The organism is Streptomyces sp. NPDC021225 (genome assembly GCF_044332865.1).
GTDB lineage: Bacteria > Actinomycetota > Actinomycetes > Streptomycetales > Streptomycetaceae > Streptomyces.
This window is the reverse complement of sequence record NZ_JBIRPV010000023.1, coordinates 25,983-38,756: the sequence shown is the minus strand read 5'-3', so window position 1 is coordinate 38,756 and position 12,774 is coordinate 25,983. Positions and strand designations below refer to the sequence as shown.

Annotated in this window: 16 protein-coding genes and 1 pseudogene; 13 read left to right on the top strand and 4 right to left on the bottom strand. The window is 72.5% G+C overall.

The window, feature by feature from the left end; genetic code table 11:
- Positions 1-29 precede the first annotated feature (29 nt).
- From ACH4S9_RS46470 to ACH4S9_RS46455, 4 genes are all read left to right on the top strand, one after another.
- The gene (locus ACH4S9_RS46470; protein WP_352133573.1) at positions 30-110 is read left to right on the top strand and encodes a putative leader peptide; all 81 of its coding nucleotides are present in this window, start codon (positions 30-32) and stop codon (positions 108-110) included.
- 162 nt (positions 111-272) lie between these two features.
- Entirely contained in the window at positions 273-1,112 is an 840-nt protein-coding gene (locus ACH4S9_RS46465; protein ID WP_311724572.1) for a sulfurtransferase, read from the top strand.
- 40 nt (positions 1,113-1,152) lie between these two features.
- On the top strand, positions 1,153-1,440 hold the full coding sequence (locus tag ACH4S9_RS46460) for a DUF1416 domain-containing protein (protein ID WP_311724573.1): 288 nt from the start codon (positions 1,153-1,155) through the stop codon (positions 1,438-1,440).
- A gap of 170 nt (positions 1,441-1,610) precedes the next feature.
- Positions 1,611-1,871 carry a DUF3099 domain-containing protein gene (locus ACH4S9_RS46455; protein ID WP_311724574.1) on the top strand — a complete coding sequence of 87 codons (261 nt, stop codon included), beginning with the start codon at positions 1,611-1,613 and terminating at the stop codon, positions 1,869-1,871.
- A gap of 60 nt (positions 1,872-1,931) precedes the next feature.
- Here ACH4S9_RS46455 and ACH4S9_RS46450 read toward each other — a convergent pair whose 3' ends face one another.
- Positions 1,932-2,294, bottom strand: a complete 363-nt coding sequence (locus ACH4S9_RS46450; protein ID WP_311724575.1) for a DsrE family protein — start codon at positions 2,292-2,294, stop codon at positions 1,932-1,934.
- A gap of 306 nt (positions 2,295-2,600) precedes the next feature.
- Between ACH4S9_RS46450 and ACH4S9_RS46445 the strand changes: the two genes are divergently transcribed.
- The 3 genes from ACH4S9_RS46445 to ACH4S9_RS46435 all read left to right on the top strand — a co-directional run bounded on the left by ACH4S9_RS46445 (position 2,601) and on the right by ACH4S9_RS46435 (position 4,736).
- A complete protein-coding gene (locus ACH4S9_RS46445; RefSeq protein ID WP_311724576.1) occupies positions 2,601-3,164 on the top strand; it encodes an FABP family protein in 564 nt (187 codons plus the stop codon).
- A gap of 76 nt (positions 3,165-3,240) precedes the next feature.
- Entirely contained in the window at positions 3,241-3,732 is a 492-nt protein-coding gene (locus tag ACH4S9_RS46440) for a Fur family transcriptional regulator (protein WP_398377643.1), read from the top strand.
- A gap of 38 nt (positions 3,733-3,770) precedes the next feature.
- Positions 3,771-4,736: a folate-binding protein gene (locus ACH4S9_RS46435; protein WP_311724579.1), complete on the top strand. Its 966-nt coding sequence runs from the start codon at positions 3,771-3,773 to the stop codon at positions 4,734-4,736.
- Positions 4,737-4,769: 33 nt separating this feature from the next.
- On the opposite strand, the gene dtd is transcribed toward ACH4S9_RS46435, so the two are convergent.
- Entirely contained in the window at positions 4,770-5,195 is a 426-nt protein-coding gene (dtd, locus tag ACH4S9_RS46430; RefSeq protein ID WP_352133474.1) for a D-aminoacyl-tRNA deacylase, read from the bottom strand.
- Positions 5,196-5,347: 152 nt separating this feature from the next.
- Here dtd and ACH4S9_RS46425 point away from each other — a divergent pair, with 152 nt between their 5' ends.
- Both ACH4S9_RS46425 and ACH4S9_RS46420 read left to right on the top strand, forming a co-directional pair.
- Entirely contained in the window at positions 5,348-6,037 is a 690-nt protein-coding gene (locus tag ACH4S9_RS46425) for an ABC transporter substrate-binding protein (RefSeq protein ID WP_398377640.1), read from the top strand.
- Positions 6,038-6,110: 73 nt separating this feature from the next.
- Positions 6,111-7,358 carry a GNAT family N-acetyltransferase gene (locus ACH4S9_RS46420; protein ID WP_398377638.1) on the top strand — a complete coding sequence of 416 codons (1,248 nt, stop codon included), beginning with the start codon at positions 6,111-6,113 and terminating at the stop codon, positions 7,356-7,358.
- A gap of 34 nt (positions 7,359-7,392) precedes the next feature.
- Here the strand turns inward: ACH4S9_RS46420 and ACH4S9_RS46415 are convergent, their stop codons facing one another.
- On the bottom strand, positions 7,393-7,992 hold the full coding sequence (locus ACH4S9_RS46415; RefSeq protein WP_398377636.1) for a TetR/AcrR family transcriptional regulator: 600 nt from the start codon (positions 7,990-7,992) through the stop codon (positions 7,393-7,395).
- Positions 7,993-8,106: 114 nt separating this feature from the next.
- Between ACH4S9_RS46415 and ACH4S9_RS46410 the strand changes: the two genes are divergently transcribed.
- Both ACH4S9_RS46410 and ACH4S9_RS46405 read left to right on the top strand, forming a co-directional pair.
- A complete protein-coding gene (locus ACH4S9_RS46410; RefSeq protein WP_398377634.1) occupies positions 8,107-9,093 on the top strand; it encodes a zinc-binding dehydrogenase in 987 nt (328 codons plus the stop codon).
- Positions 9,094-9,104: 11 nt separating this feature from the next.
- Positions 9,105-10,010 carry a TIGR03564 family F420-dependent LLM class oxidoreductase gene (locus ACH4S9_RS46405; protein ID WP_398377632.1) on the top strand — a complete coding sequence of 302 codons (906 nt, stop codon included), beginning with the start codon at positions 9,105-9,107 and terminating at the stop codon, positions 10,008-10,010.
- A 107-nt stretch (positions 10,011-10,117) separates the two neighbouring features.
- On the opposite strand, the pseudogene soxR reads toward ACH4S9_RS46405, so the two are convergent.
- Positions 10,118-10,495: pseudogene (gene soxR / locus ACH4S9_RS46400) on the bottom strand (redox-sensitive transcriptional activator SoxR); the annotation flags it as partial.
- 61 nt (positions 10,496-10,556) lie between these two features.
- Between soxR and ACH4S9_RS46395 the strand changes: the two are divergent.
- Both ACH4S9_RS46395 and ACH4S9_RS46390 read left to right on the top strand, forming a co-directional pair.
- Entirely contained in the window at positions 10,557-11,186 is a 630-nt protein-coding gene (locus ACH4S9_RS46395) for an NADPH-dependent FMN reductase (RefSeq protein WP_398377630.1), read from the top strand.
- Positions 11,187-11,350: 164 nt separating this feature from the next.
- Positions 11,351-12,760, top strand: a complete 1,410-nt coding sequence (locus tag ACH4S9_RS46390; RefSeq protein WP_398377628.1) for a pyridoxal-phosphate dependent enzyme — start codon at positions 11,351-11,353, stop codon at positions 12,758-12,760.
- Positions 12,761-12,774: the final 14 nt, after the last annotated feature.

The window sequence follows — 12,774 nt, the reverse complement described above, 5'->3', positions numbered from 1 at the left end:
CCCGGCTGTCCGTCCCTACGATCGGACGCATGAAGCGACAGGCGGATCTCACAAAGCGGCGGGCAGTAGACCTGTGCCGCGTGGCCGCCATGCTCTGTCGCGCCGCCTGACGAGGACGCGCGGCCCGCTCCTTCACCTCACGGCCCCGTCCTAATGGCCCGCCAGTCAGCCGGGCCTGCCCGCACTCCGCTCGTACGCCCGCTACCGAACCGCGCGTAGCCCGCATTCCGACGCGTACCCGTACCGCCGCAACTGCCCCGGAGGAGAAAAACATGAGCCGCAGTGACGTCCTCGTCGACGCCGACTGGGTACAGGCCCGCATCGACGACCCCAAGACGGTCATCGTGGAGGTCGACGAGGACACCTCTGCCTACGACAAGAACCACATCAAGAACGCCATCCGGATCGACTGGAAGCAGGACCTCCAGGACCCGGTGCGCCGCGACTTCGTCGACCAGGCGGGCTTCGAGAAGCTGCTCTCCGAGAAGGGCATCGCCAACGACGACACGGTCGTGCTCTACGGCGGCAACAACAACTGGTTCGCGTCGTACGCCTACTGGTACTTCAAGCTCTACGGGCACCAGGACGTCAAGCTCCTCGACGGCGGCCGCAAGAAGTGGGAGCTCGACTCGCGCGACCTGGTCGCCGAGGTCCCGTCCCGGGCGAAGACCGAGTACCAGGCCAAGGCCCAGGACGTCTCGATCCGCGCCTTCCGCGACGACGTCGTGGCGGCCATCGGCTCGCTGAACCTGGTGGACGTCCGCTCCCCCGACGAGTTCTCCGGCAAGCTGCTCGCCCCGGCGCACCTCCCGCAGGAGCAGTCGCAGCGCCCGGGCCACGTGCCGTCCGCCCGCAACATCCCCTGGTCGAAGTCCGCCAACGACGACGGCACCTTCAAGTCCGACGACGAGCTCAAGGAGCTCTACGAGGGCGAGGGCGTCGACCTGGCGAAGGACACCATCGCCTACTGCCGCATCGGTGAGCGCTCCGCTCACACCTGGTTCGTCCTGCACGAGCTGCTCGGCCAGACCAACGTCAAGAACTACGACGGCTCCTGGACCGAGTACGGCTCCCTCGTCGGCGTGCCGATCGAGCTGGGCGCCAACAGCTGACCCTCCTCCCTCCCCTCCCCGAACGTAAGGACAGTCACCCATGTGTGGAGCAACGGCCGGCGGCCCCGACGCGTCGACCATCAAGCCCGGCGAGACCACCATCCAGGGTTCCGTGACCCGTAACGGCGAGCCGGTCACCGGCTACGTCCGGCTGCTGGACAGCACCGGCGAGTTCACCGCCGAGGTCCCCACCTCGGCGACCGGACAGTTCCGCTTCTACGCGGCCGAGGGCACCTGGACGGTGCGCGCCCTGGTGCCGGGCGCGACCGCGGACCGTACCGTCGTCGCCCAGAAGGGTGGCCTGGCGGAGGTCGCCATCGCCGTCTGACGCCACCCGCGCGTCACGGACAGCACGGCCGGAGGGCCGCACCCCGGGGTTGGACGCCTCGGCGGGGTGCGGCCCTCCGGGCACTTCGGGGCCCTACGGGGGCCTTACGGGGCTGCGCGGGGGCTGTCCTCGACCTGTCCGAGCGGCGTCCCCGGACGTATCCTGGGGATATGTACGCGCGACGCCGCCACGCATACTTCATCCTGATGGGCGCGTGTCTGACGCTGTTCGTCTCGGCATGGGGATTCGTACGCCTGTGGTCCGTCCCGGCCGCCGTGGCCATGTGTGTCGTCGCCATGGTGATCCCGCCGCTGGCCGCCATCGTGGCCAACCGCAGGGGGCCGAGCGACCGGTGGTGGGACGAGTCGGGGGACGAGGAGTCCGACCGGTGGTGGCGGGAGCTGGACGAGTACGACCACCACCGCCACTAGCGCGATCTCCGGCCCGACCGGGCCGAAGAGACGAAGTCCCCGGTCCGTGGACGAGTGCGGTCAGTAGACGAGCGCCTGGACCCCGTCGGGCATGATCTCGCTGACGAACACCTGTGCCCCCGCGATCCGGGCGCCCTTGATGAGGTCCTTCTCCTCGATCTCCCGGCGGGCCGCACACTGCGAGCACACGGTGATCGAGCCACCGGCGAGGATGCCGTCGATGAGATCCGGCAGCGGCGCCGCATGCGGCAGTTCGAACTCCGCCGCGCGTCCCGGGAGCGCGAACCAGGTCGACTCCCCCGTCAGCCACAGCGAGACCTCCACGCCGCTCGCCGCGGCCACCGCCGCCACCGTGAACGCCTGGGAGCACCGCTCGGGCGCGTCCGCGCCCGCCGTCACCTTGATCACCAGCTTCTTCGCCATGCGGCCAGCCTAGGCCGGACCGGGAGACCTCGAAGAGCCGACCACCACACCGGCGACTAGACTCGGCCGCGGTCCACGACCGTTCCGCCAGTCCCACCGGAACACCCCACTCCTCCAAGGAGCGCGCACGTGCTTGAGGCAGTCTTCACCACCCTGATGATCCTGGTCGTCGTCGCCACGCTCGGCTTCGCCGCGCTGACCTGGAAGAAGCTGTACCAGGGCCAGCGCTGACCCGCCCGCTGCCCGGCACCCGGGGGCACCTCGCCCCCTCCCCTCCATTCCCCTTCCCACAGATCGCCTGAACTCATGATCGAGATTCCGTCCGACCTGCACCCGGACCTCGTGCCGCTCGTCTTCCTCCTCGGCAACTGGGAGGGCGCGGGCGTCTACGACTTCCCGGGGACCGAGAAGTGCAACTTCGGGCAGGAAGTGACGTTCACCCACGACGGACGCGACTTCCTGGAGTACATCTCGCACACCTGGGTGCTCGACGGCGACGGCAAGAAGGTCCGTCCGCTGGAGTCCGAGTACGGCTTCTGGCGGATCGACAAGGACCGCAAGGTCGAGATCGTCATGATCCGCGACCAGGGCGTCGTCGAGGTCTGGTACGGCGAGCTGGCGGACGGCAAGCCGCAGATCGACGTGGTGACGGACGCCGTGGCCCGGACCGCCGCCTCCGGCCCGTACTCCGGCGGCAAGCGGCTCTACGGCTACGTCAAGAGCGATCTGATGTGGGTCGGCGAGAAGGCCACCCCGGAGGTGCCGCTGCGGCCGTACATGTCCGCGCACCTGAAGAAGGTCGTGGACCCGCGCGAATGGGCCAAGGACCTCAAGGACCTCCCGGACGACGGCATCGCCTTCTTCCGCTGACCGGCCGCTTCCCCGCTGACCGGCCGCTTCCTCCGCGGACCGCACGGCCGCCCGGGCCCACGCCTACACTGGGCCCGTGGCGACCACCGACTGGAAGACAGATCTGCGGGAGCGCGGCTATCGCCTGACGCCGCAGCGCCAGCTCGTGCTCGAGGCCGTCGACCACCTCGAGCACGCCACCCCGGACGACATCCTCACCGAGGTGCGCCGCACCGCGAGCGGCGTCAACATCTCCACGGTCTACCGCACCCTGGAGCTGCTGGAGGAGCTGGGGCTGGTGAGCCATGCCCACCTCGGGCACGGCGCTCCCACGTACCACCTGGCCGACCGGCACCACCACATCCACATGGTCTGCCGGGACTGCACGGATGTGATCGAGGCCGATCTGTCGGTGGCCGAGCCCTTCACCCGGCAGCTGCGGGCGAGCTTCGGGTTCGAGACCGATATGAAGCACTTCGCGATCTTCGGCCGCTGCGCCAAGTGCTCCGCCGGCCGGACGGACGGCGACTCCCGAGCGGATGACGCCTCCCGGGCGGATGCCCCCAAGGCCCGCGGGAGCGAGTCCTAGGCCAGGTCCTAGGACTCGCCGAGTCGTAGGCTGAGCGCATGAAGAGCCCTTTGCTGTCGCTGCCCGGCGCCGTCCCCGGCGAGGGCGCCGACGAAGGCGTCGCCGCGCACTACGGCGACCTGTTCCGCGAGCAGCGCACGCTCGCCGACGGCTCCGGCTTCGTGGACCTCTCGCACCGCGGTGTGGTCACGGTCACCGGCGCGGACCGGCTGAGCTGGCTGCACCTGCTGCTCACCCAGCACGTGAGCGAACTCCCGGCCGGTGAGGCCACGGAGGCGCTGATCCTCTCCCCGCACGGCCATATCGAACACGCGCTCTACATAGTCGACGACGGCGAGACCACCTGGGCCCATGTGGAGCCCGACACCCAGGGTGATCTGCTCGCGTACCTGGAGAGCATGAAGTTCTTCTACCGGGTGGACGTCGCGGACCGCACCGAGGAGTTCGCCGTCGTCCACCTCCCGGCGGGCAGCATCACCGAGGCCCCCGAGGGCGCCGTCGTCCGCGAGACCCCGTACGGCCGGGACCTGTTCCTGCCCCGCGCCGACCTGGAGTCCTTCGCCGCGGCGGGCGGCCCGCCGGCCGGTGTGCTGGCGTACGAGGCGCTGCGCGTCGAGGCGCACCGCCCGCGGATCGGCCTGGAGACCGACCACCGGACGATCCCCCACGAGCTCGGCTGGATCGGCAGCGCCGTACACCTCCACAAGGGCTGCTACCGCGGTCAGGAGACCGTCGCCCGGGTGGAGAACCTGGGCAAGCCGCCCCGCCGGCTGGTCTTTCTCCACCTGGACGGCAGCGAGGTGACCCTGCCCGGCCACGGCGCTCCCGTGCGGCTCGCCTCGGACGGCACGGCGGGGCGCCCGCTGGGCTTTGTGACGACGTCGGCGCGCCACTACGAGCTGGGGCCGATCGCGCTGGCGCTGGTCAAGCGCAACGTGCCCGTGGACGCGGCGCTGATCGTGGATACGACGGCCGCCTCGCAGGAGGTCGTCGTCGAACCGTAGACGCGGGCGTAGGCGAGGGCCGCGGCCCTCGCCTCAGACCTCGACGATCACGGTGAACGGGCCGTCGTTCGTGAGCGAGACCTTCATGTCCGCTCCGAACCGGCCCGTCTCCACCTGCGCGCCCAGCTCCCGCAGCCGGGCCACGACCTCGTCCACCAGCGGCTCGGCGACCTCGCCCGGCGCCGCCGCGTTCCAGGTGGGCCGGCGCCCCTTGCGCGCGTCGCCGTAGAGCGTGAACTGGCTGATGACCAGCAGCGGGGCGCCCAGGTCCGAGCAGGACTTCTCGCCCTCCAGGATCCGTACGGTCCACAGCTTGCGGGCCAGCTGCGCCGCCTTCTCCGGGGTGTCGTCGTGGGTCACCCCGACCAGGACGCACAGCCCCTGCCCGACGATCTCCCCGACCGTCTCGCCGTCCACGACGACGTTGGCCCCGTTCACCCTCTGTACCACAGCACGCATACGGTCCATCATGCCCTGCCTCCTTCCGGGGCCGATCGGGTGGAAGCGCGCTGCGGACGGACCTCACACAGTGGCACGATGCGTGCAAGCGGTGCGCAATGGGCACAACGCGATCAGCTCGCGTAGCACCGCATGGAGGGGACGGAAACCGCATGATCACATCCGGCACCGGGCAGCCGCCCGGGCCCGCATCGACGCGCCCGGGAGACGGCGGCCTGCTCCAGGCGGCCACCGAGGCCCTACAGCAGCAGGGATTCCAGCCGACGGACCTACGGCCACCGCGGCCGCCGAGCCAGCGCGGCGGCCGACAGGCCGATTCCGGTTCGGCATCCGCTTCGGCCTCCGGTTCGGCGTCCGCTTCGGCGGCGCGGGAGCCGGCCGGGCTGCGGCTGTCGGAGCTGCGGGCCCTGCGCCGCTCGGCCCAGCGCGAGGAGGCGGACCTGAGCTATGTGCGCAGGCTGCTCCAGGGCCGGGTCGACATCCTCCGGGCGGAGCTGAACCGCCGCTCGGCCCCCGGCTCGCCGGTGGTGGACCTGCTGCCGGAGATCCTCGCCGACGGGCCATCGGGGCACCGCTCCTCCGCCCGGCATGTGACGCTCGGCACTCCACAGGGCGCGGAGTACCGGCGGCTGGCCGAGGAGACGCTGGCCGAGATCGGCCTGTCCGATCTGGGGGCGCGTACGGACGAGGAGTTGGCCGGCGCGATGGGCCGGCTCGCCGACTACGAGCGGCAGGTCTCGCGGCAGCGGCGGGAGCTTCAGCGCACGGCGGACGACTGCGGAGCGGAGATCACCCGAAGGTACCGCGAGGGAGAGGCGCACGTGGACGACCTGCTCTCGTAAGCCCTCCGGGGCAGGGGGAACCCCGCGGATATCCATGTGCACCTGGCGGTATCGGCCGCATACCGTGGGGTTCATGGCCCCAGAGATCCGTACGGTCGCCGACTCCGACCTCACCGACTGGACCCGCGCGCTCAACACCGGTTTTCTGCGGCCGCCGGAGGCGAGCAAGGAAGAGGTCGACATCCGGCGGTCGCACATCGGCCAGGAACTGGACCGTGTGCAGGGGGCCTTCGACCGGGGCCGCTGTGTGGGCACCTTCCGCAGCTTCACGCAGCGGCTGACGGCGGTCGGCGGGGCGGCGGTCGCGGCCGACGCCATCACCAACGTCTCGGTCTCGCCCACGCACCGCCGCCAGGGGCTGCTCAGCCGGATGATGGAGCGCGACCTGCGCGCGGCGCAGGAGCGCGGCGAGGTGGTGGCGTCGCTGATAGCCGCCGAGTACCCGATCTACGGACGGTACGGGTTCGGCCCGGCCACCTGGGTCACCGAGTGGCGGGTGGACGTCGCGCGCGCCGGGCTCGACGCGCGCTACTCCGGGCCCGCGTGCGGCGGCCGGGTGGACTTCGCGGACGGCGCCGAGGTACGGGAGCTGGGCCCCGCGCTGCACGAGCGGCTGCGCGCCCGGCAGCACGGCATGATCGACCGCCGTGAGAGGTGGTGGCGGGTGAACACCGGCCTGCTGCCCTTCCCCAACCAGCCGTGGACGGAGCCTTTCTACGTCCTGTACCGCTCCCCCGACGGCTCCGTGGACGGTCTGCTCGCCTACGCGGGCGACAGCAAGTGGGAGGGCAAGCTCCCCCACAACACCGCCAGTGTGCTCGGGATGCTCGCGGCTTCCCCGGCCGCCGAGCGCGCGCTGTGGCACTTCCTGTTCTCCGTCGACTGGGTCACCCAGGTCGCCACCGGCTACCGCCCGCCGGACGACCTACTGCCGCTGCTGCTGGGCGACCCGCGGGCGGCCCAGGTCACGACGCACGCCGACTTCCTGTGGCTGCGGCCGCTGGACGTCCCCCGGCTGCTCGAGGCCCGTACGTACCCCGTCCCGGGCTCGCTGGTCCTGGAGCTGTCCGACCGCGCGGGCCTGGCCGGCGGCCGCTATCTGCTGGAGGCCGGGCCCGACGGCGTCTCCTGCGCGCCGACCACCCGGTCCGCCGACCTGACCATGGACATCGCCGAGCTGGGGACGCTGTGGCTGGGGGACGAGTCCGTGGTCCGGCTGGCCGCGCTGGGGCGGGTCGCCGAGGAGCGCGAGGGCGCCGCGGGCCGGGCGGACCTCCTGCTGCGCACCCCGCGCCGCCCTTGGTGCCCGGACATCTTCTGATTCCGACCGGCCCCGCTGCCGCGCGCCCGCGCCGTTACGTCCCCTGGCCGACCAGCAGGTCGGCCAGGTCCCTGACCGACTGACGGAACCGCGTCCAGTCCCCGTCAGCCGTCAGCCGCCGCACCAGCTCGCCGTCGAACGCGGCGAGCAGCATATGGGCCACGAACTCGGCGTCGAGGCCCGGTCCGAGTTCCCGGACCAGCGCGGAGACGTGGGCGTGCCACCCCCGATAGGTGGGGTCGTCGAACTTGTCGTCGCCACAGGCGCGTTCGTGCGCGGCGATCAGGGACAGATGGCGCTCGGCGAGGTCGGCCAGCGCGTCGAGGAAGGCCAGCAGCCGCTCGCACGGGGCACTATCGGTGCCCAGCGGCGCCGCCTCCTCGTGGATCGCCTCCGCCAGCTGGGCCGCGCGGTCGGCCAGCAGCGCCCGGAACAGGCCCGTACGGCTGCCGAAGCGGCGGAAGACGGTGCCCTTGCCGACCCCCGCGGCGGCCGCCACCCGGTCGAGGGACACATGCTCGGCGCCGCACTCCGCCAGCAACTCCTCGGTGGCGCGCAGGATCGCGCGCCGATTGCGCGCGGCGTCGGCACGCTCGCCGCGTCCGGCGCTGTGCGCTGTCGTGGCCTCGCTCACGGCACCTCCTCCCATCCGGCCGGCGGTTGTAACCGGACCGCCGGTCCCCATAGTATCCACCACACGGAAGCGGACTGCCGGTCCGGTTCACTCGTCTGCCCTGGGGAGGCAGCCATGAGCAACAGCACCACCATGCGCGCGGTGATCGTCGACCCCGAGGCGCCGGGGTCCCTGCGCTTCGCGGACGTACCGGAGCCCACGCCGGGGCCGGGCGAGGCGCTGATCGAGGTGCGGCACGCGTCGATGAACTACGGGGAGGTGCGGTGGGCCGCCCATCAGCCGCCCGGCTCCGTCATGGGCTACGACGCGGCGGGGGTCGTGCTCCGCGCCGCGGCCGACGGCTCCGGGCCCGCAGCGGGAGCCCGCGTCGTCGCCTTCGGCCCGGGCGCGTGGAGCGAGCGCGCGGCCTTCGCGAGCGACAGCCTCGCCAAGTTGCCCGACACGGTCGACCTGGCCGACGCCGCCGCGCTCCCGCTGGTCGGCATCACCGCCCTGCGTACGCTGCGCGCGGCCGGGAGCGTCCTGGGCAAGCGGGTACTGATCACCGGCGCCTCGGGCGGCGTCGGACGGATGGCCGTCCAACTGGCGCGGCGGGCCGGGGCGTACGTCATCGCCTCGGTGGGCTCGCCCGCGCGCGGCGAGGGGCTGAAGGGGCTCGGCGCGGACGAGGTCGTGGTCGGTCTTGAGCCGGTCGAGCAGCCCGTGGACGTGGTCCTGGAGAACGTCGGCGGGCCCCAGCTCGTGGCCGCCTGGAACCTGCTCAAGCCGGGCGGCAACCTACAGAGCATCGGCTGGGCCGCCCACGACCAGCCTGCCGTGTTCCCGCCGAACGGCATCTTCTCGCTCGGCCCGGCCAAGTCGCTGCACTCGTTCGCGGACCCCTCCCACCCGGGCCCGGACCTCGCCGCCCTCGCCGGTCTCGTGGCGCGCGGCGAGCTGTCGCCGGAGATCGGCTGGCGCGGGTCCTGGGAGCGAGTCGCGGAGGCGGCGGACGCGCTGCTCGGGCGGCGCGTGCCGGGCAAGGCCGTCCTCGACATCGGCCCCTCCACGGGCCCCGCCGCGAGCGCGAAGCCCGTCCCCACAACCGCCACAACCGCGTGAAAGGCGATCCCATGCGCATCGGACTTCTTCTGAACGTCCTCGGCACCCCGCTCGACTCGGTCGTCGCGCAGGCGCGCGACATCGCCGCGTCGGGTCTCGGCACCGCCTGGCTGCCCGAGTTGGGCGCCTGGGACGCCCTGACCGCGGCCGCCGCCATCGGCCCCCAGGTGCCCGGGCTGACGCTGGGCACTTCCGTGGTCCCGACGTATCCGCGCCACCCGTTGACGCTCGCCGCCCAGGCGCTGACCGCCCAGGCGGCCACCGGCAACCGCTTCACGCTCGGCGTCGGGGTGAGCCACCGGCACATCATCGAGGGGCAGTTCGGCCACTCCTTCGACCGGCCGGCCCGCCATCTGCGGGAATACCTGTCCGCTCTGGTGCCCTTGCTGCGCGGCGAGAGCGTGACGCACGAGGGCGAGACCCTCAAGGCCGTCGGCGCGGTCACCGCGCCCGGCGCCGAGCCGCCCGCGCTGCTGGTCGGCGCGCTCGGCCCGGCGATGCTCAAGGTGGCGGGCGAGCTGGCCGACGGCACCGTCGCCGTCTGGGCGGGCAGGGCCGCGCTCGCGGACCACATCGTGCCCACCATCACCCGGGCGGCGGCCCACGCGGGGCGGCCCGCGCCGCGCGTCGTCGTCTTCAAGGCCGTGGGCGTGACCGCGGACCCGGAGGCGCGCCGCGCGGAAATGGCCGAACAGTTCAGCCAGGTCGACCAGATTCCGCACTACCGCGCCGTGCTGGACCGCGACGGCTCGGCGGGCCCGCAGGACACCGCGGCACTGGGCGACGAGTCCACCGTCGAGCAGGAGTTGCGGGAGCTGGTCGACGCGGGGGCGACCGAGTTCATCGCCTCCCCGGTCGGCACGTCCGAGGAACAGGCCCGCACGCTCGCCTTGTTGGCGGAGCTGGCCGCGTCCTGACCGACGGGTCCACAGGCCCCGGGCCCGTCCGAATCGGAGCAGGACTTCAGCAGTCGGCGCGCGCCCGGGCCCTGCTCGCCGAGTCTGTCGTGACGGTTCACCAGCGCGCACTTGTCGATCGACAGACAGCCGCAGCCGATGCAGTCGGTGAGGCTGTCGCGCAGATTCAGCAGCTGCTCGATCCGCTCGCTGAGGTCCTCGCGCCAGCGCTCCGAGATCTGGGCCCAGTCCTCCTTGCTGAGGACGTGGTCCTCGGGGAAGAGCGAGAGGACCTCCCGGATCCTGGCCAGCGGGATGCCGACGCGCTGCGAGGAGCGCACAAAGGCCACCCGGCGCAGCGTGTCGCGGGTGTAACGGCGCTGGTTCCCGGTGGTGCGGCGGCTGTGGATGAGCCCTTCGCGCTCGTAGAAGCGCAGCGCGGAGGCGGGGACTCCACTGCGTTGGGACAGGTCACCGACCGTGAGTTCATGGGTCTTCCACGACATCTGGCTCATAAAAACGAGCGTAGCTTGACTTCAAGTTATGTTTAAGTCCGAGTCTGGAGGCATGGTTACCGAAACGGCCGGCCACACCGCCGCCGCAACTTCCACCTCCGTCGCCACTCCCCTCCAGCTCGCCGTCATCGTCGGCAGCACCCGCGAGGGGCGCTTCGGCCCGAAGGTCGCCGACTGGTTCACCAGCCGCGCCACACCCCGGGCGGACCTGCGCATCGACGTCATCGACCTGGCCGACACCCCACTGCCCGGGACGCTCAGCCACCGGCCCGGCCCCGAGGACGCCGCGGCCCTGGCGGCCGTGGCGCCCCGGCTGGAGGCCGCCGACGCGTTCGTCGTGATCACCCCGGAGTACAACCACAGCTACCCGGCCTCCCTCAAGAACGCCATCGACTGGCACTACACACAGTGGCGGGCCAAACCCGTCGGGTTCGTCTCGTACGGCGGGATCTCCGGCGGCCTGCGCGCGGTCGAGCACCTGCGAACCGTCTTCGCCGAGCTGCACGCGGTCACCGTCCGCGACACGGTGAGCTTCCACAACGCCGGGGAGCTCTTCGACGCGGACGGCACGCTGAAGGACCCGCAGGGGGCCGAGGCGGCCGCCTCGACGATGCTCGACCAGCTGGAGTGGTGGGGGTGGGCGCTGCGCGAGGCCCGCGCCACCCGCCCGTACCAGGGCTGACCACCCCCGCCGACCAGGTGCCCCCGATCACCGGTCGCCCCTGACCGATCGCCCCCGACCCGTTGCCCCGCCGACGTCGCCGTCGGGCCCATGAGCCGAGCCCCGGCCCCTGGCCCTACGGCGGCGTCGGGCGTCTGACCAGCAAGCCTGGCATGATCCGGGCCATGCAACAGCCCAGCTCCCGGCCCGCCCCGCCCAACTCCCGCGCCACACGGTCCAATTCCCGCCCCACGGGCCCCAATCCCACACCCCACAACCCCACACAGACCGACCTCACACAGGCCGACACCCCACCGGCACAGCCCAAGGCCCCACCCGCACAGCCCACGGCCTCGCGCGCCCGCTCGCGGGCCCACTCGCTGTCGCTCGCGACCGGTCAGCGGTCCCTGGGGGATCCCACGATCCACTACTCCCTGTGGCCACCGCTCACCAACGGCTGCCCGCGCACCTCCACCGACGCGGTCGCGTACCCGCTGGAGGTCGACTACGCCTACGACCGGGTGCCCGCCGACCTGTTCGACCGCCCCGCCGCGCACGGCCTCGAACGCTGGGCCCCGCTGCTCCCGCCGCTGTCCGCCCCCGGGCTCGGCGAGGGGAACACACCCCTGGTCCGGCTGGCGGACGGCGTCTACGTCAAGGACGAGTCGCGCAACCCCACGTGGAGCCACAAGGACCGGCTCAACCGCGTCGCCGTCAGCGCCGCGAAGTCGAGCGGGGCGCGCGGCGTCGTGGTGTGCTCCTCCGGCAACCACGGCGCCTCGGCGGCGGCTTACGCGGCTCGCGCCGGTCTGCCGTGCGCCGTGTTCACCTCGCCGCACGCCCCGCCCGCCGTCGCCTCCTTCGTGCGCGCGTACGGGGCCACGGTGCTCACCGTCCCCCGCGAGTCGCTGCGACCGCTGGCGCGGCGCGTGGTGGCGGAGTTCGGCTACCACCCCGTCAGCAGCCTCACCGACAACGCCCACACCGGCCACCCCTTCGGCCCCGAGGGCTACAAGACCATCGCGTACGAGATCTTCCTGGACCTCGGCGAGACGCCCGAGGCGGTGTACGTGCCCACCGGCTACGGCGAGCTGCTCTTCGGCGTCTGGAAGGGCTTCCACGAGCTGACCCTGCTGGGCCTGGCCGACCGCGTCCCCCGGCTGTACGCGTGCGAACCCGCCGCCGCGGGCGCGCTGGCCACCGCGATCCGCACCGGCCGCTCCGCCACCGAGGTCCCGGTCGGCCCGACCGAGGCGTACGGGATCGCCTGCCCGGTGGGCGGCTACCGCGGGGTGGTCGCCGTACGCGAGAGCCGGGGCGAGGCACTGACCGTCACCGACGAGCAGATGGCCGCCGCCCGCGCCGAACTCTCCGCCCAGGGCATGTGGGTCGAGCTGTCCTCCGCCGCCGGGCTTGCCGCGCTGCGCGCCCACCACGACGGCCCGGCGGCCGGCCCGCAGAACACCCCCGACACGGGCGGCCCCGTCGTGTGCATCGCCACCTCCAGCGGCTTCAAGGACAGCGCCACCGGCACCCGTACCTACCCGCCCATGCCCGCGGACTGGGGCGCCGTGGCGGGGGCGCTGTCCCGATGACCGTCGGCTCGGGC

Excerpts from the sequence above, each read along its gene's own strand:
- ACH4S9_RS46405 (WP_398377632.1), top strand. The coding sequence starts at position 9,105 with ATGCGCATCGGACTTCTTCTGAACGTCCTCGGCACCCCGCTCGACTCG.
- ACH4S9_RS46395 (WP_398377630.1), top strand. The coding sequence starts at position 10,557 with ATGGTTACCGAAACGGCCGGCCACACCGCCGCCGCAACTTCCACCTCC.
- ACH4S9_RS46390 (WP_398377628.1), top strand. The coding sequence starts at position 11,351 with ATGCAACAGCCCAGCTCCCGGCCCGCCCCGCCCAACTCCCGCGCCACA.
- ACH4S9_RS46435 (WP_311724579.1), top strand. The coding sequence starts at position 3,771 with ATGAAGAGCCCTTTGCTGTCGCTGCCCGGCGCCGTCCCCGGCGAGGGC.
- ACH4S9_RS46420 (WP_398377638.1), top strand. The coding sequence starts at position 6,111 with ATGGCCCCAGAGATCCGTACGGTCGCCGACTCCGACCTCACCGACTGG.
- ACH4S9_RS46445 (WP_311724576.1), top strand. The coding sequence starts at position 2,601 with ATGATCGAGATTCCGTCCGACCTGCACCCGGACCTCGTGCCGCTCGTC.
- dtd (WP_352133474.1), bottom strand. The coding sequence starts at position 5,195 with ATGCGTGCTGTGGTACAGAGGGTGAACGGGGCCAACGTCGTCGTGGAC.
- ACH4S9_RS46460 (WP_311724573.1), top strand. The coding sequence starts at position 1,153 with ATGTGTGGAGCAACGGCCGGCGGCCCCGACGCGTCGACCATCAAGCCC.
- ACH4S9_RS46470 (WP_352133573.1), top strand. The coding sequence starts at position 30 with ATGAAGCGACAGGCGGATCTCACAAAGCGGCGGGCAGTAGACCTGTGC.
- ACH4S9_RS46455 (WP_311724574.1), top strand. The coding sequence starts at position 1,611 with ATGTACGCGCGACGCCGCCACGCATACTTCATCCTGATGGGCGCGTGT.
- ACH4S9_RS46410 (WP_398377634.1), top strand. The coding sequence starts at position 8,107 with ATGAGCAACAGCACCACCATGCGCGCGGTGATCGTCGACCCCGAGGCG.
- ACH4S9_RS46425 (WP_398377640.1), top strand. The coding sequence starts at position 5,348 with ATGATCACATCCGGCACCGGGCAGCCGCCCGGGCCCGCATCGACGCGC.
- ACH4S9_RS46450 (WP_311724575.1), bottom strand. The coding sequence starts at position 2,294 with ATGGCGAAGAAGCTGGTGATCAAGGTGACGGCGGGCGCGGACGCGCCC.
- ACH4S9_RS46465 (WP_311724572.1), top strand. The coding sequence starts at position 273 with ATGAGCCGCAGTGACGTCCTCGTCGACGCCGACTGGGTACAGGCCCGC.